The 16,934-nt window shown below is 35.6% G+C and carries 16 protein-coding genes; 14 read left to right on the plus strand and 2 right to left on the minus strand.

Annotated features, from left to right (window positions below; genetic code table 11):
* Nucleotides 1-14: 14 nt before the first annotated feature.
* The 5 genes from BAQ46_RS02850 (at nt 15) to calY (ending at nt 4,555) form a co-directional block, all read left to right on the plus strand.
* Nucleotides 15-1,301, plus strand: coding sequence for a D-alanyl-D-alanine carboxypeptidase family protein (locus BAQ46_RS02850; RefSeq protein ID WP_061131179.1), 1,287 nt, complete (start codon nt 15-17; stop codon nt 1,299-1,301).
* A 193-nt stretch (nt 1,302-1,494) separates the two neighbouring features.
* Entirely contained in the window at nt 1,495-2,064 is a 570-nt protein-coding gene (gene sipW / locus BAQ46_RS02855) for a signal peptidase I SipW (protein WP_061131180.1), read from the plus strand.
* 62 nt (nt 2,065-2,126) lie between these two features.
* Complete coding sequence (locus BAQ46_RS02860; protein WP_061131181.1) at nt 2,127-2,714, plus strand: TasA family protein; 588 nt, start codon at nt 2,127-2,129, stop codon at nt 2,712-2,714.
* A 134-nt stretch (nt 2,715-2,848) separates the two neighbouring features.
* Entirely contained in the window at nt 2,849-3,643 is a 795-nt protein-coding gene (locus BAQ46_RS02865) for a DUF4047 domain-containing protein (RefSeq protein WP_071741600.1), read from the plus strand.
* Nucleotides 3,644-3,961: 318 nt separating this feature from the next.
* A complete protein-coding gene (calY, locus tag BAQ46_RS02870; protein ID WP_061131183.1) occupies nt 3,962-4,555 on the plus strand; it encodes a biofilm matrix protein CalY in 594 nt (197 codons plus the stop codon).
* 75 nt (nt 4,556-4,630) lie between these two features.
* Here the strand turns inward: calY and BAQ46_RS02875 are convergent, their stop codons facing one another.
* Nucleotides 4,631-4,954, minus strand: coding sequence for a helix-turn-helix domain-containing protein (locus BAQ46_RS02875; RefSeq protein WP_000578880.1), 324 nt, complete (start codon nt 4,952-4,954; stop codon nt 4,631-4,633).
* A gap of 79 nt (nt 4,955-5,033) precedes the next feature.
* Complete coding sequence (locus BAQ46_RS02880) at nt 5,034-5,168, minus strand: anti-repressor SinI family protein (protein ID WP_000276215.1); 135 nt, start codon at nt 5,166-5,168, stop codon at nt 5,034-5,036.
* Nucleotides 5,169-5,509: 341 nt separating this feature from the next.
* Here BAQ46_RS02880 and inhA1 point away from each other — a divergent pair, with 341 nt between their 5' ends.
* The 9 genes from inhA1 to BAQ46_RS02925 all read left to right on the plus strand — a co-directional run bounded on the left by inhA1 (nt 5,510) and on the right by BAQ46_RS02925 (nt 16,927).
* Nucleotides 5,510-7,900 carry a M6 family metalloprotease immune inhibitor InhA1 gene (gene inhA1 / locus BAQ46_RS02885; RefSeq protein WP_071741601.1) on the plus strand — a complete coding sequence of 797 codons (2,391 nt, stop codon included), beginning with the start codon at nt 5,510-5,512 and terminating at the stop codon, nt 7,898-7,900.
* A gap of 171 nt (nt 7,901-8,071) precedes the next feature.
* The gene (locus BAQ46_RS02890; protein ID WP_071741602.1) at nt 8,072-9,439 is read left to right on the plus strand and encodes an aldehyde dehydrogenase; all 1,368 of its coding nucleotides are present in this window, start codon (nt 8,072-8,074) and stop codon (nt 9,437-9,439) included.
* 238 nt (nt 9,440-9,677) lie between these two features.
* The gene (gene potA / locus BAQ46_RS02895; RefSeq protein WP_000720320.1) at nt 9,678-10,661 is read left to right on the plus strand and encodes a spermidine/putrescine ABC transporter ATP-binding protein PotA; all 984 of its coding nucleotides are present in this window, start codon (nt 9,678-9,680) and stop codon (nt 10,659-10,661) included.
* Nucleotides 10,658-11,506: a spermidine/putrescine ABC transporter permease PotB gene (gene potB, locus BAQ46_RS02900; protein ID WP_000715494.1), complete on the plus strand. Its 849-nt coding sequence runs from the start codon at nt 10,658-10,660 to the stop codon at nt 11,504-11,506. The genes potA and potB overlap by 4 nt, the downstream gene beginning before the upstream one ends.
* Before the next feature lie 6 nt (nt 11,507-11,512).
* Nucleotides 11,513-12,313, plus strand: a complete 801-nt coding sequence (gene potC / locus BAQ46_RS02905; protein WP_000714198.1) for a spermidine/putrescine ABC transporter permease PotC — start codon at nt 11,513-11,515, stop codon at nt 12,311-12,313.
* 39 nt (nt 12,314-12,352) lie between these two features.
* Nucleotides 12,353-13,402 carry a spermidine/putrescine ABC transporter substrate-binding protein PotD gene (gene potD / locus BAQ46_RS02910; protein ID WP_000772498.1) on the plus strand — a complete coding sequence of 350 codons (1,050 nt, stop codon included), beginning with the start codon at nt 12,353-12,355 and terminating at the stop codon, nt 13,400-13,402.
* A gap of 86 nt (nt 13,403-13,488) precedes the next feature.
* Nucleotides 13,489-14,106: a phosphatase PAP2 family protein gene (locus tag BAQ46_RS02915; RefSeq protein ID WP_002027288.1), complete on the plus strand. Its 618-nt coding sequence runs from the start codon at nt 13,489-13,491 to the stop codon at nt 14,104-14,106.
* Nucleotides 14,107-14,216: 110 nt separating this feature from the next.
* Nucleotides 14,217-16,409, plus strand: coding sequence for an MMPL family transporter (locus tag BAQ46_RS02920; RefSeq protein ID WP_071741603.1), 2,193 nt, complete (start codon nt 14,217-14,219; stop codon nt 16,407-16,409).
* Nucleotides 16,410-16,510: 101 nt separating this feature from the next.
* A complete protein-coding gene (locus tag BAQ46_RS02925; RefSeq protein ID WP_000490297.1) occupies nt 16,511-16,927 on the plus strand; it encodes a hypothetical protein in 417 nt (138 codons plus the stop codon).
* The last annotated feature ends 7 nt before the right edge of the window (nt 16,928-16,934 follow it).

The raw sequence follows: 16,934 nt of genomic DNA on the forward strand, positions 1-16,934 counted from the left end.
AAAGGGAGAGTCATATGGTAAATTTAAAGAAAATTTTGGCTTTTGTTACCGTTATTTGTTTATTTTTTTTGACACCTATGACGTTACGTGCTGAGACGAATATTGGAGTGAATCCAGAACAAGTGGCGCCACCACCTAAGGAAGGACCAAATGTTTTTAGTCAGTTTGCAACTACGATTGATGCGAAAACTGGAGATGTTTTGTATGATAAAAACGCACATCATCGCGCATTTCCGGCTAGTATGACGAAAGTACTAACGGCGATTTTACTTATGGAGCATACGAAGCCAGAGGATCAATTTACGTTTTCACAATTAGCATTAGATCAAGAGAAGAGTAATTATCAAATTGAGTTTCAACCTGGTGAGACGATTAATAGAAATACTGCACTTATGATTTTAATGGTGCTGAGTGCAAATGATGTGTCGTATGCGATTGCGGAGCGTATTGGCGGAAGTGTTGAGAATTTCGCTAATATGATGAATGAGAGAGCGAAACAATTAGGCGCTACCGATAGTCATTTTGTCACACCGAATGGATTGCATGATCCGAACCATTATACTACGCCATTTGATATGGCTATGATTACGAGAGGTGTGCAAAAGTACCCTGAGATTTTACAAGCGATGAACACGAAAAGAACGACAGTTACTACATCTAGACAGACGGTGTCTATTTTTAATAAATCTACTTATTTTGAAAATCCATATAGTATTGGCGGTAAGACGGGTTTTACAAATGAAGCACGCAATACGCTCGTTTTATTAAATGAGAAGGATGGAAATCGTATTATAAATGTAGTAATGGCTTCTCAAAGACCTGAAATTTATGAAGACTTGAAGCAGATGGCGGACTATTCTTTTGGTCAATTTGTGAAGCAAACTGTACTCGATAAACATAGTTGGCACCAAAAGACAACGTATTTAAATAAAGATATTGATAGCGAACTTGAACAAAGTGCAGAACTGATGCTCAAGAAAGATGAAGGGAAAAATGTGAAGACGACGTTCAGGGCGGCTTCATTAGATAAAGATTCTTTATATCATAAAGGAATTCATCGTGGTGAGGTTGTTGGGGCAGTTGATATTACGAAGAATAATCAAACAATTGCGACGGTAAATGTTCTTTCTAAAGAAGATGTTACTTTTGCGATGCCTAAAAAAGATACGGTCGAGCCTGAAGTAAACGAATCAAATGTGAAAATAATAAGTATTGGGATAGGTGCTGCCCTATTATTTGGCGCTATTTTATTTGTAGTACTACGTAGAAATACAAAAGGAATAAAGTCAGAAGAGAAATAAATACTAGTTTAAAGGGCTGTGAAGGGAATTTGTCACAGTCTTTTTTTTTATATTAAAAATAACTAATAATTGTAAATCTTCTTATTGCATTTCTAGTTTGTTCGTTATATTATTTACTTGTGTTCTTGTTAAAGAACAAAGGTGAATATTGCATACTTCAAATAATATAAAACAACGGAGAGGAAGAGAAACGATGAAATTAATTTGGAAGGTGATTAGCAACGTTATCTCATTTGTTTTATTTGCATTGATGATTTGCTTAGCATTTGTAGTTATTTCTTCAAAAGCGAGCGGTGGGGATCCAACGGTGATGGGATATCAATTTAAATCAGTTTTATCAGGATCGATGGAACCAACATTTTTAACGGGATCAATCATTGCGATAGAGCCGACGAAAGATGGCTCTAAATATCAAAAAGGTGATGTGATTACCTTTAAAGAGAAAGATGAAAAAATTATCACTCACCGTATTATCGGTGTGAAAGATACAAATGGAAAAGTAACGTATGAAACAAAAGGGGATAACAACAACGGCCCAGATTTAGAACCAGTACGTGCAGAGAATGTAATTGGGAAATATGCGGATATTACAGTTCCTTATGTAGGGTATGCATTAAATTATGCTAGTTCAAAAGCTGGAGCGGCTTTGCTTCTTATTATTCCAGGAGTCTTTTTACTAGGATATTCCGCTATTACTATTTTTAGTGCGATTCGTAGCATTGACGGCGAAAAGAAAGGGAAAAAAGTAGAACAATCCGTCTAATTCATTTGGTTATACTTTCCGTTTAGGAAGTTAACAAATATATAGATTAAGGGGATATGGACATGACTTTAAAGAAAAAATTAGGTATGGGTATCGCATCAGCAGTGTTAGGGGCAGCATTAGTTGGTGGAGGAACATTTGCATTTTTCAGTGATAAAGAAGTGTCAAACAATACATTTGCGGCTGGTACGCTTGATTTATCATTAAATCCATCAACAGTTGTTAATGTATCGAATTTAAAACCTGGCGATACAATTGAAAAGGAATTTAAACTAGAAAATAAAGGCTCTTTAGATATTAAAAAGGTTTTATTACAAACAGAATATAAAGTAGAAGATACAAAGAAAGATAATAAAGATGATTTCGGTAAACATATTGAAGTAACATTCTTAAAAAATGTAGATAAACATGAGACTATTGTGAAGAAAACCACATTAGATAAATTGAAGAAGGATACACTTACAGCGGTTGATAACGATTTATCAGCTTGGTTCTGGGATGAAAAAGGTATTTCTGCAGGTAAATCTGATAAATTCAAAGTGAAATTTGAATTCGTTGATAATAAAAAAGATCAAAACGAATTCCAAGGCGATAAGGTACAATTAACTTGGACGTTTGATGCACAACAAACAGAAGGGGAAGCAAAATAATATGAAAAAGGGCTATCGAATGGATAGTCCTTTTTCTATTTTTCTAGTATATAGCTATCATTTTGTATCGTTCTTTATTATAATAAAAGTAACGTTCTATATAGAGAACATCTTGTTCGATAGGAGAGATTAAGATGCTGAAAACACCTCGGAAATTAAAAAAGATGCTTATATTGCCTTGTATGTGCTCTATTACGTTTTATTTAGGATCTCAAATTATGACGTATACAGAAGCTGCATTTATTCATGAAACGAAAGTGGAAGCCGCTCTTTCTACAGCGATTATATTTCCAAAAACAGTTGATACGTTAAAAGAGGAAGCTGAGAAACACAAACAGTTTATTGAGCATGAGTATGGAGAAATGAAGGGGAAGTTGGCAGTAACTTCTATAGAAGAAATTGAACAGGCAATTGTAGTGTGGCAACAAGGACGTGAGAAAATTGCTTCTGAGGAGGAAGCGCTACAAAATGTATATATTGAAATAGAAACTCCTTATAATCAAATACAAGAAGAATTAAAAGTGAATAAAAGTGAATCGATTCAACAAGTGGCCGTATATGTGAATGAAGGTTTTCACAGTATAAAAGAGAAGCGCGATTATATTATGAAAGAAGCTAGTTTGCAAGCGATTGATGAACAAATTCAGATTCTTCACCAACAATTAAATGATGCGATAGAGGCAGAAGTTCAAATGAAGGCAGAAGAATCGAAGAAAGCAGAAGAGGAGAAGAAAGCAGAAGAACAGAAGAAAGCAGAAGAATCGAAGAAAGCAGAAGAATCGAAGAAAGCAGAAGAACAGAAGAAAGCAGAAGAACAGAAGAAAGCAGAAGAACAGAAGAAAGCAGAAGAACAGAAGAAAGTAGAAGAACAGAAACAAGTAGAGACAGCTAAAAATCTTGAGCAAGGAACTCATGAAAAGCATAAGTAATCATTAGAATAAACGGACTCCAGTTATGGGAAAAATGATGTAAATGAGTGTGAGGGAGTATTTTCCCTCGCACTTATTCCGTTTCTTAAAATATATGTATACAAATTCAGAAAAATCAAAATAATATTGAGAAATAAAAATAACTGAAAATATTAATAAATATTTGTTGTATTTATATAGGTTTGTTCGTTATAATGAACATAAGGTTTTTAAAAAAGAACAAATATTAGCTAATGCTAATATAGTTTTAGTTACATCTCTTATTTTAAATAAGAGATAGCAATAAAAATATAAAAAAACAGCTAGGGGGAATTGATTGTGAGTCTGAAAAAGAAATTAGGTATGGGAGTTGCATCAGCAGCATTGGGGTTATCTTTAATTGGTGGAGGAACATTCGCATACTTTAGCGATAAAGAAGTATCGAACAATACATTTGCAGCTGGGACGTTAGATCTTACATTAGACCCTACAACGCTTGTGAATATTGAAAATTTAAAACCAGGGGATTCTGTTAAGAAAGAGTTCTTATTAAAGAATAGCGGTTCATTAACAATTAAAGACGTTAAACTAGCGACAAAGTATACTGTGAAAGATGCAAAGGGCGATAATGCTGGTGAAGACTTTGGTAAGCACGTTAAAGTGAAATTCCTTTGGAACTGGGATAAACAAAGTGAGCCTGTATATGAAACAACTTTAGCAGACTTACAAAAAACTGATCCAGATCTTTTAGCTAAAGACATCTTTGCTCCTGAGTGGGGAGAAAAGGGTGGATTAGAAGCTGGTACAGAGGATTATTTATGGGTACAATTTGAATTTGTAGATGATGGAAAAGACCAAAATATCTTCCAAGGTGATTCATTGAATTTAGAATGGACGTTCAATGCTAACCAAGAAGCTGGAGAAGAAAAATAATAAAAAAGCGGGTATCCCCCGCTTTTTTTTATAAAGAAAAAAGAAGTGCCGATTGTAAGCACTTCTTTCTATTTATTATTTTTGATCTTGCTTCCATTTTGTAAATTCAAGAAATTCACGAAACTGTTCTTTGGAGACGCCGGAGTTCATTGCATCTTTAACGAGTTGTGTCCATTCGGAGTCTAAGTGATTTTCCTTTGTTGTTTCATCATGAAGTAGAGTATCAACTGGAATTTGTAGAACTGCTGCAATTTTTTCAAGAAACTGAATGGAAGGGTTTTTTTGTAAATTTCGTTCTATAGAACTAATGTAAGATTTAGCAACGCCAGCTTTTTCGGCAAGTTCAGTTAATGAAATACCTTTTTGTAAACGCAGGCGTTTTATACGTTCTCCAATCATATTTGCGCACCTTTCTATCAATATGTCGTCGTCTTATGATGTCATTATTATAACATAAACTTCGCTAAAAAGAACAAACCTATTGAGCCTGAGTGGCCGGCTTCATACGTTGGAAAAAATGTTCGATATCTTGCAAGGCGATACCAGCGTCTAGAGCTTCAAGTATTAAATCAATCCATTCTTGATCCAATGCGTCAGTCTTATCTTTGTACAAATGTAATTCCTCCCTAATTATCGGTCATAACTGCTGCTACAGAATACGTGATAATACAATCAGATTTTGTATTTATGTAGTGAATTATCAAATATTTTGTAGATAAAACAAAGATAAAATCCCCATTAAATTCCCTCTATGGCGATTATAAAGTTTCTGACAAATATTTTCAATATTTTCAGAAAACATTGTTGAATTGTGATATATTCGTATGCTAACTATGGAATTTTTACAAATATATTAAAAACATTACATAATATGACTAAATATTGAAAAAATATTGAATTTTTAATAAAATTCAATTTGTAATACATATTATTTATTAGGGGAGGAAATAAGGGATGAACAAGAAACCGTTCAAAGTTTTATCATCGATCGCTTTGACAGCTGTATTAGGTCTTTCATTCGGAGCAGGTGGTCAGTCTGCATATGCTGAAACGCCTGTTAATAAGACAGCTACGAGCCCAGTTGATGATCATTTAATTCCGGAAGAACGTTTAGCAGATGCGCTAAAAAAACGCGGGGTAATTGATTCGAAGGCTTCAGAGACAGAAACAAAGAAAGCTGTCGAAAAATACGTAGAGAACAAAAAGGGTGAAAATCCTGGGAAAGAAGTATCAAATGGGGATCCACTTACGAAAGAAGCATCTGACTTTATAAAGAAAGTGAAAGATGCGAAAGCAGATACGAAAGAAAAGTTAGACAAACCTGCAACAGGAACACCAGCAGCGACAGGACCAGTTAAAGGTGGTCTAAATGGTAAAGTACCAACATCTCCGGCAAAGCAAAAAGCGTATAACGGTGATGTTCGTAAAGATAAAGTACTCGTTTTACTTGTAGAGTACGCTGACTTTAAACATAACAATATCGATAAAGAACCTGGTTATATGTATTCGGAAGACTTTAACAAAGAACATTATGAAAAAATGTTATTCGGTAATGAGCCATTCACATTAGATGACGGAAGTAAAATCGAAACGTTTAAACAATATTATGAAGAGCAATCTGGCGGTAGTTATACAGTAGACGGAACAGTTACAAAATGGTTAACAGTTCCTGGTAAAGCTGCTGATTACGGTGCAGATGCTGCGAGCGGTGGTCATGATAATAAAGGGCCAAAAGGACCTCGTGATTTAGTAAAAGATGCATTAAAAGCAGCTGTAGATAGCGGCATTGATTTATCAGAGTTTGACCAGTTCGATCAATACGATGTAAATGGTGATGGAAATCAAAATCAACCGGACGGTTTAATCGATCACTTAATGATTATTCATGCGGGTGTTGGACAAGAAGCAGGTGGTGGTAAATTAGGTGATGATGCAATCTGGTCACATCGCTGGACTGTTGGACCAAAGCCATTCCCAATTGAAGGCACGCAAGCAAAAGTTCCATATTGGGGCGGAAAGATTGCAGCATTTGACTACACAATTGAACCAGAAGATGGAGCGGTTGGTGTATTCGCACATGAATATGGTCATGATTTAGGCCTTCCGGATGAGTACGATACACAATATAGCGGTCAAGGTGAGCCAATTGAAGCTTGGTCTGTTATGAGTGGCGGAAGCTGGGCTGGTAAAATTGCAGGAACAACGCCAACGAGTTTCTCACCGCAAAATAAAGAGTTTTTCCAAAAAACAATCGGTGGTAACTGGGCAAATATCGTAGAAGTGGATTACGAGAAATTAAATAAAGGTATCGGTTTAGCGACATATTTAGACCAAAGTGTTACGAAATCTAACCGCCCAGGTATGATTCGTGTTAACTTACCTGATAAAGATGTAAAAACAATTGATCCTGCATTTGGAAAACAGTATTACTACAGCACAAAAGGTGACGATCTTCATACGAAGATGGAAACACCGCTGTTCGATTTAACGAATGCAACTACTGCAAAATTTGATTTCAAATCATTATATGAAATCGAAGCAGAGTATGACTTCCTTGAAGTACATGCTGTAACAGAAGATGGTAAACAAACGTTAATTGAAAGACTTGGTGAGAAAGCTAATAGTGGAAATGCAGATTCGACAAATGGAAAATGGATTGACAAATCATATGACTTAAGCCAATTCAAAGGTAAGAAAGTAAAATTAACATTTGATTACATTACTGATGGTGGTTTAGCATTAAATGGATTTGCGCTTGATAATGCTTCATTAACAGTAGATGGTAAAGTAGTATTCTCTGATGATGCAGAAGGGACACCACAATTAAAATTAGACGGCTTCGTTGTATCTAACGGAACTGAGAAGAAAAAACATAACTATTATGTAGAGTGGAGAAACTATGCTGGTGCAGATAACGCATTGAAATTTGCACGCGGTCCAGTATTTAACACTGGTATGGTTGTATGGTATGCGGATTCAGCTTACACAGATAACTGGGTTGGCGTACATCCAGGACACGGTTTCCTTGGCGTAGTTGATTCTCACCCAGAAGCAATTGTAGGAACTTTAAATGGTAAACCGACAGTTAAGAGTAGTACACGATTCCAAATTGCTGATGCGGCGTTCTCATTCGACAAAACACCAGCTTGGAAAGTTGTATCTCCAACGCGTGGAACATTTACGTATGATGGCTTAGCGGGTGTACCGAAGTTTGATGATTCAAAAACATATATTAATCAACAGATTCCAGATGCAGGACGTATTTTACCGAATCTTGGCCTGAAGTTTGAAGTAGTAGGACAAGCTGATGATAATTCTGCAGGTGCTGTTCGTTTATATCGTTAATACAGCAAAACTACCGAGAGATTTTCTTTCGGTAGTTTTTTTGTGAGCAATGAATTTTATATACAAAAAGAAATTATATATAATGTAACTTTACGAATAGAAATTTATTATATATGAAGTCTATATAAATAATGAAAGAATTGGATGAAAATAGTGGGAGAAGGTGAATGAATGAGTGTTTCTTCTATTGTAAATAAACAAAAGGAATATTTTTATAATGGCCATACGAGAAGTGTAGAAGTGAGAAAGAATAATTTGAAGAAGCTTTATGAAGGCATTCAGCGTTTTGAAGAAGAAATATTTCAGGCGTTAAAATTAGATTTAAATAAGTCAGTTCATGAGTCATTTACAACGGAAGTGGGATATGTATTAAAAGAAATCTCTTTTCAATTGAAGCATATTTCATCGTGGAGTAAACCGAAGCGTGTTCGAACAGCACTTACTCATTTTGGATCAAAGGGGAAAGTAGTGCCCGAACCGTACGGTGTGACACTTATTATTGCACCGTGGAACTATCCGTTTCAATTAGCAATTGCACCGCTTGTAGGAGCTCTAGCAGCTGGAAATACAATCGTTTTAAAACCGTCGGAGTTAACGCCAAACGTTTCCAAAGTGATTACAAGGATGTTAGAGGATTTATTCCAAGAAGAGCTTGTAGCGGTAGTAGAAGGCGGCGTTGAAGAGAGTACAGCTTTGCTGAAAGAACCATTTGATTATATTTTCTTCACAGGTAGTGTGGGCGTTGGGAAAGTTGTCATGGAAGCAGCAGCAAAACAGTTGACGCCGCTTACGTTAGAACTTGGCGGGAAAAGTCCATGTATTGTACATAAAGATGCGAAAGTAGATGTAACGGCAAGAAGGATTGTGTGGGGGAAGTTTTTAAATGCAGGACAAACATGTGTAGCACCTGATTATATGTATGTGCATGCTTCCGTGAAAGAACAGTTAATTGAAGCGTTGCGACATGAAATTGAGGAGCAGTATGGAAAAGAGCCACTGCACAATGATAATTATGTAAGAATTGTGAGTGAGCGTCATTTTGAACGTTTATGTACGTTTTTGAAAGATGGGAAAACTGTAATTGGTGGGAACTATAAAAAAGAGACTTTACATATAGAACCAACAGTGTTAACTAATGTTACATGGAAAAGTTCCGTTATGGAAGATGAAATTTTTGGTCCGATTTTACCAATCATAGAGTATGACAATATAGAAGATGTAATTGGCACAATCCAGCAACATCCGAAGCCGTTAGCGTTATATGTATTTTCTGAAGATAAAGAGGTACAAAAGAAAGTGACGAGTAATATTTCATATGGCGGAGGCTGTATTAATGATGTCGTCTATCATCTTGCAACGCCATATTTACCTTTTGGTGGCGTTGGAAGTAGTGGATTAGGGAGTTATCATGGGGAAGAAAGTTTTCGGACTTTTTCACATTATAAAAGCATTTTAGCCCAATCTACGGCATTCGATATGAAAATTCGCTACTCTTCTACAAAAAGTGCTTTAAAATTCATACGAAAGTTGTTAAAATGATGATGGTGTTTATCAGTAGGCGTAGCCGTATGATAAAAGCCCCTTCGCAATGGAAGGGGTTTTTCTGTTCGACATTATGTATCAGGCGAAAATGAATCAAACATACTACATAAAGAATAGAAGTGAACGCTTGCTAAATAACCATTTTTGTTTGGATCGAAACAAAAAATAGTCTATAGAACATAAATATGTATTCATGAATATAAAAATTTAAATTTGAGGTAGATAGGACGGGAAAATGAAAAAGATTATTAAAGTTGAAGCAGTAGAAAAACATTTTGGAAATCAAGTGATTATCCCACCGCTTTCTTTAGATATTAAAGAAGGGGAATTTTTAACGATTTTAGGGCCGAGTGGTTGCGGGAAAACGACGTTACTTCGTATGATCGCAGGGTTTGAAACACCAACTAAAGGGAATCTTTTGTTAGATGATGAAAAGATTAACGATTTGCCACCATATAAGCGTCATATGAACTTAGTGTTTCAACACTATGCGTTATTCCCACATATGAATGTGGAGAAAAATATTTGTTTCGGTATGAAAATGCAGAAAGTACCGGCAGCAGAGCAAAAAGAGCGTGCTGAAGAGGCAATGCGTTTAACGCAGTTACTTGAGTTCCGTAATCGTAAACCTGCAAAGCTTTCTGGTGGACAGCAGCAGCGTGTAGCAATTGCGAGAGCGATTGTAAATAACCCGCGTGTATTATTACTAGACGAGCCACTTGGAGCATTAGACTTTAAGTTAAGAAAAGACTTGCAACGTGAATTGAAAAACTTACAACGTAATTTAGGAATTACGTTCATATACGTAACGCACGACCAAGAAGAAGCGATGAGCATGAGTGATCGTATCGTTGTTATGAATAAAGGCCATATTGAACAAATCGGAACGCCGAAAGAAATTTATAATAAGCCGAAAACGTTGTTCGTTGCGACATTTATCGGTGAAAATAATATTGTGAAAAACGGGGAAGGCTATGTAGCAATTCGCCCTGAAAATGTAAAAGTGCGTTCGGTTGAAGAGCAGATTTTAAAAGAATACCACCTTGGACATATTGAAGACATTGAGTTTGTTGGAAATATGGAAAAGCTTTATGTACGTGATGAGAAAACATCAGAATTACTAATGGCATATCAAACTGCTGAAGAAGCAGCGCAGTGGAGCATTGGAGATAATGTATACGTAGGCTGGGAGCAAGAGGACGAGGTGACCTTAAATTGAAAAAAGGGAAATTACTCGCACTACCTACAGTCGCATGGCTGTTAATCTTCTTCCTAATTCCCCTTCTGTTTGTATTGGCATTTGCCTTCATGCAGCGCGGAGCATATGGGACAGTGGAAATGCAATTTACATTAGAGAACATAGCACGTGTATTTGACCCATTATATATGGGGACGTTATGGGAAACAGTGAAAATTGCGGTTATCACGACAGTAATATGTTTACTGATCGGTTATCCATTTGCATATACAATTACAATTGTTGATCGTAAATATCGTTCCATTCTTTTATTATTGGCAACGATCCCGTTTTGGATTAACTTCCTTGTTCGTTCTTACGCATGGATTGTTATTTTACGTTCACAAGGTCTTGTAAACACATTGTTATTGAAGCTAGGCATTATTAGTGAACCCTTAAATTTACTATACAATACACCTTCTGTAATACTTGGGATGGTATATTCTTTATTACCATTTATGATTTTACCGGTGTATGCAGCGATTGAGCAGCTTGATAAGCGTAAGCTAGAAGCAGCTTATGATTTAGGGGCAACACCAGTAAAGGCATTTTGGAATGTTACAGTACCAATGACGATGTCAGGGATTGCTACCGGTTCTATTTTAGTGTTTGTTTCTTCTATCGGAATGTTTGTTGTATCAGACGTTATGGGTGGATCGAAAGTAGCATTAATCGGAAACGTAATTCAAAATCAATTCTTAGGAGCGCGTGATTGGCCGTTTGGATCTGCGTTATCTATGATCGTTGTTCTATTCTCTGTTCTGTTAATTTACTTATATTATCGTGCAACGAAAGTATATAAATATGATGGGAACGGAGGGGAATAGGCAAAAATGAAGAAGTTTTTAGTTTCTTATTCTTGGTTAATTTTATTGTTCTTGTATTTTCCAATGATGGTTTTAATGGTATATTCCTTCAATGATTCTCGCATTAATGCGGAATGGGAAGGGTTCACATTCCATTGGTATACAGATTTATTTCAAAAACAAGATGTTATTGATGCATTTGTAAATAGTATGACGATTGCGATCGTAACGACGATTGTAACGACTGTTCTTGGTGTGATTTTCGCAATTGCATTACATCGTTATAAATATCGTTATGAAGGTGCTATTAATGGTCTTGTGTATTTACCAATTTTAATTCCTGATATTTTAATGGGATTATCTTTACTTATTTTATTTAGTCAATTAGGTATGGAACTTGGTAAAACAACAATTATTATTGCACACATTACATTTAGTATTTCATTTGTTGTCGTTATTTTAGCAGCACGCCTTTCTGGTATGGGACGTGATTTAGAAGAGGCTGCGAACGATCTAGGAGCAACGCCGTGGCAAACGTTTCGTTTTGTAACTTTCCCAGCAATTGCACCAGGAGTTATTTCGGCTGCATTATTAACATTCACATTATCAATTGATGATTTTGTAATTAGTTTCTTCGTATCAGGACCAGGATCAACAACATTGCCATTATACATTTACAGTATGGTTAAGCGCGGAGTATCACCAGAAATTAATGCACTTTCTACAATTTTAATTGTGGCTATCGTAGGATTAATGGTTCTATCTGAAATCTTCCGTAACAAAGGTGCAGATGGTGAAGAAAACTCTGGAGGACACCTTCCTTTATAATACGAACGATATAGAAAGTACGAGGAGGTAATAAAACCGATGAAATTAATGAAAAGATTAGCCGGCGCAGCAATTAGCTTTAGCCTTGTTGCTGGTGTACTTGCTGGTTGTGGTGAAAAAAAAGAAGAGTTAAACATTTATAGCTGGGCTGACAATTTTGATGAGCAAGTGCTAAGAGATTTTGAAAAGAAATATAACGTGAAAATTAACTATGATAAGTATGCAAGTAATGAAGAAATGCTTGCGAAATTACAAGCAGGTGGCGCTAAGTATGATTTAATTCAGCCGTCGGATTATATGGTTAAAACGATGGCGAAAATGGATTTATTAGCGCCGTTAGATAAAAAGAATATCCCAAATATCGAAAACATGGTTTCTAATTTCAAAACACCTGCGTTTGATCCAGAGAATAAATATTCTTTAGTATATACTTGGGGCGTAACAGGTATTGCATACAATAAAAAGTATGTGAAGGAAGCACCTACAAGCTGGGCTGACTTATGGAATGAGAAATATAAAGGGCATGTAACTTTATTAAATGATTCTCGTGAAGTGTTAGGAATGGGTCTTAAGAAGCATGGATTCTCAAACAGCACGAAAGACGATGCACAGTTAAAGACAGCAGCAACTGATTTACAGAAGCTACTTCCAAACTTATTAGCATTTGATACAGATAATATTAAACAAAAATTCATTACAGAAGATGCTTGGATCGGAACAGTTTGGTCTGGGGATGCAGCATTTATCGCAAAAGATAATAAAGATGTAGAGTACGTTGTACCAAAAGAAGGCGGCACAATTTGGGCTGATACGTTAGCAATTCCAAAAGGTGCAAAAAACAAAGAGCTTGCAGAGAAGTTTATGAACTACTTATTAGATGAAAAAGTAAGTGTGAAAAACTACGAGTCAATTGGATACAGTAATCCAAATGAAAAAGCTCACCCTCTTCATAGTAAAGAATATCGTGATAACCACATGATCTTCTTAACGAAAGAAGAATTAGATCGTACAGAATGGCTTGTTGATGTAGACGATAAGCTAAAAGACTACGACCGTTACTGGACAGAGTTAAAAACAAAAGGTAAATAAGTAAGAAAATGCGGTTTCTACAGTAGAAATCGCATTTTTTCATAGTAGGAGGAAATCGTTTGAAGAAGTTGCATCAATATGAGGTAATGTGTATCGGTTTATTATTTGCTGTATTTGGCATTGTTGCTTGGCGAGTACATGCTGGCGGCGTTACAGTGATGGATACATATGTCCGAGGGGTAGTAAAAGGGTTACAAACAGAAAGTTCGCTTACATTTTTCTCACACTATACAAAATTAGGTTCTGCCATTGGGATTGTAACTGTGCTTATTATAAGTTTACTTGTTTTTTGGAGAAAACGTTATTATGCTGCGATGATTGTATATCCAATGGGCATTTTAACAACACATCTTGTGAATAAAGGGATAAAAGAAATTATGAAAAGGGATCGTCCGTCGTTAAATGAAACGTTGGATGCGCTTGGATATAGTTTCCCTAGTGGGCATGCAATGTTATCTATTATGACATTTGGATTTCTTACTTATATCATTGTGGCAAATTTGAAGAGTGTGACCGGAAAATATGTGATAACGCTTTTCATGGGAATAGTAATCGTATCGATTGGATTAAGTAGAGTTATTTTAAATGTACATTATCCAACTGATATTTTAGCAGGTTATTGCGTAGGTGGTATTTTGTTAATTATGGCGATTTATTGCCATCGTTTACTTACCGAGAGATTGGGACTTAATAAAGAGAGATAAAAAGACGTCTGGAAAAACTATCATTATAGTGTTTCCAGACGTTTTTTGTTTGCATGAAGATGTGATACATTATAAGTAACAATTGAATGATGTAAAGTAGGTGAAAATGTGTGAAAACAAATGTACATAAAGTAGATAAGTGGGGAAAATTAGGAGCTTTTTTGTATCAGTTTCGTTATACAGTAATAGTAGCATTACTATTGGTTGCGATAGCGCTCGGTATTTTCGCTCCAAAGCTACCGGGAGTATTAGGTGGTGACGGTTTCCAAACAGAAGGGGACTATCAAAAAACGAAAGAAATTTTAGATAAAGATTTTAAGAGGTCTCAAGATATGCTCCTACTCGTTTTTGAAAAAAATAAAGGTGTTTCACATGAGGAATTTAAAAAGCAGTTAGAGGAAATTGTAAAGAATGTTCAAGAGAAAGAGACATATGAATCTTTCCATCATCCAGTGCAAAATAAAGAAATGTTACAAGATGATATCGGCTATGCGACAATTTTATTTTCCGGAAAAACCAATAAAGAACGAATGGAAAAGACATTACAATTTGCTGATAAAATTGAAAAGGAAAGTAATACAGCATTAAAAGTAACACCTACAGGGTTTCCGAAAATTAATAAAGAGATTAATGAAAGAACGCAAAATGATTTAAAAGTGGCAGAGATGATTGGGTTACCAATTGCATTTCTCGTATTACTATTTTCATTCGGTAGCCTTTTGGCATCTATTTTACCAATTGTAAATGGGGCACTTAGTGTTATTAGTACGATGGGCATATTATATTTTATAGGTAGTGATAAGGAACTATCTATCTTTGTGCTAAATGTTGCACCGATGATCGGACTTGCGCTATCTATTGATTTTGCGCTATTATTTGTAAATCGTTTTCGAGAGGAAGTTGCAAAGCGAACGGTAAAAGAAGCAATAGCAATTACATATCAGACAGCAGGGCGGGCAATCGTATTTTCAGGATTATGTGTATTCGTTGGCCTATCCGGTTTGTTTTTCTTTAAAATCGATTATATTCAGTCTGTCGCAATTAGTGGAATGATTGTTGTGATTATGAGTATTGTATTCTCGCTCACACTTCTTCCAGCGTTATTATCATTAATTGGTAAACGAATATTAAAAAAGAATCAAGTAGCACATACGCCGGCAAAGGCATGGCGTACATTTGCACAATTTGTAATGAAACATCCAATTGCGATGATTATTGTTGTTACAACATTTATTGTGATTTGTTTATTACCATTACGTACAGCTAATTTACAGTTCCCTGACGTAGAAGCTTTACCTAAACAAAGTGATACAAGAATTGCATATGAGAAGTACGAAGAGGCATTTAATAAAACTGCAAAAACACATGCTGATGTTACGTTAGTGGTAGAGACGAAAAAAGATATGAAAGAAAAAGAAAGTTTACAAAAGGTAGAAGAAGTCGTTCAAAAGTTAAAAGATGATAAGAAAGTATATGAAGTAAGAAGTTTATACGACAGTTTAAATGGAATGAAATCAGAGCAAGTTGCGGGGATGTTACAGTCGCCAGAAGCTGCTAAAATAGCTCCGGTATTTGAATCGTATACGAAAGGAAATAAGACAACAATCGAAGTCTTTTTACATACAAAACCACGTACAGAAATTGCGAAACAGTGGGTGCGTGATTTTAAACAAAATTATAAAGAAACGAACGTTACATATTATCTAGGCGGAATGACGACGTTCCAACAAGAGTTAGAAGATGAAATTAAAGATAAAGTTGCAATTGGTATGTCTGTTATATTTGGATCGACTTTTGTTATATTATTATTTGCATTTCGATCTATACTCATTCCAATTAAGGCGATTATTATGAATATACTTAGTTTAAGCGCAACAATTGGAATTGTTGTTTGGTTATTCGAAGGTGGTCATTTTGGTTTAGAAGCAAGTCCAGTTCTATTTGTTTTACCAATCTTCATTTTCGGCCTCGTCTTTGGGCTTAGCATGGATTATGAAGTCTTTCTTATTTCGCGTATTCATGAACTGTATGAAGAAACAGGGGATAACGATCAGGCGACGTTAGAAGGACTTGTGTCAACAAGTAGAATTATTACATCAGCTGCATTAATTATGATTGTTGTAACTGGTGCGTTTGCTTTTACTGATATTTTACCAGTACGACAAATGGGGCTTGGCGTTGCATTAGCGATATTTCTTGATGCAACAATTATTCGTCTTATGCTCGTACCAAGTTTAATGAAATTGTTTGGAGACTGGAACTGGTGGTTACCATTTCGAAAGAAAAAAGAAAAATCATCGTAAAAAATACTCATCTTATAGATGAGTATTTTTTTATGAATAGCAAGACCTACATTTTGCAAATAGTATGTGATAAGAACATTACATATAAGTAGGTGAAGGCAATGTTTCGTTATTTTAAATTTAAGCTAAATGATACAGTACAGTTTGCAGAAAACGATGGGCATATGTATCGCATTGTCGGTTATCGGTTAGAAAAAGGATTTTATCCAAAAGATGAATGGACTCATATTATTTATGAATTGCTTAGAGATTTTGATGGGTATACGATGGATGCGGAAGAAGAGGAACTTGTAAAGGTCATTCAAGTAGAGGATGAGTATTACAAAATACAAGAAGTATCGGGCTATCGTTATCCGGTAAAAATGAAGCAAAAACAACAAGTGATGAAAGTAGAAAAGATGGATGACTTATTAGATACGTATAACGATTATAAGAGGTTGGCGGATTTCTTTAAAGATTTATCATATGAACAAAAAGCGGAAGAAGTGTTGCAGGAAATGAGAAGGCGTAGAGCATGAGGGGCAG

Source organism: Bacillus paranthracis, assembly GCF_001883995.1.
GTDB classification, from domain to species: Bacteria; Bacillota; Bacilli; order Bacillales; family Bacillaceae_G; genus Bacillus_A; species Bacillus_A paranthracis.

Excerpts from the sequence above, each read along its gene's own strand:
- potA (WP_000720320.1), top strand. The coding sequence starts at position 9,678 with ATGAAAAAGATTATTAAAGTTGAAGCAGTAGAAAAACATTTTGGAAAT.
- sipW (WP_061131180.1), top strand. The coding sequence starts at position 1,495 with ATGAAATTAATTTGGAAGGTGATTAGCAACGTTATCTCATTTGTTTTA.
- BAQ46_RS02875 (WP_000578880.1), bottom strand. The coding sequence starts at position 4,954 with ATGATTGGAGAACGTATAAAACGCCTGCGTTTACAAAAAGGTATTTCA.
- BAQ46_RS02925 (WP_000490297.1), top strand. The coding sequence starts at position 16,511 with ATGTTTCGTTATTTTAAATTTAAGCTAAATGATACAGTACAGTTTGCA.
- BAQ46_RS02860 (WP_061131181.1), top strand. The coding sequence starts at position 2,127 with ATGACTTTAAAGAAAAAATTAGGTATGGGTATCGCATCAGCAGTGTTA.
- inhA1 (WP_071741601.1), top strand. The coding sequence starts at position 5,510 with ATGAACAAGAAACCGTTCAAAGTTTTATCATCGATCGCTTTGACAGCT.
- BAQ46_RS02850 (WP_061131179.1), top strand. The coding sequence starts at position 15 with ATGGTAAATTTAAAGAAAATTTTGGCTTTTGTTACCGTTATTTGTTTA.
- BAQ46_RS02865 (WP_071741600.1), top strand. The coding sequence starts at position 2,849 with ATGCTGAAAACACCTCGGAAATTAAAAAAGATGCTTATATTGCCTTGT.
- potD (WP_000772498.1), top strand. The coding sequence starts at position 12,353 with ATGAAATTAATGAAAAGATTAGCCGGCGCAGCAATTAGCTTTAGCCTT.
- BAQ46_RS02915 (WP_002027288.1), top strand. The coding sequence starts at position 13,489 with ATGTGTATCGGTTTATTATTTGCTGTATTTGGCATTGTTGCTTGGCGA.
- potC (WP_000714198.1), top strand. The coding sequence starts at position 11,513 with ATGAAGAAGTTTTTAGTTTCTTATTCTTGGTTAATTTTATTGTTCTTG.
- BAQ46_RS02890 (WP_071741602.1), top strand. The coding sequence starts at position 8,072 with ATGAGTGTTTCTTCTATTGTAAATAAACAAAAGGAATATTTTTATAAT.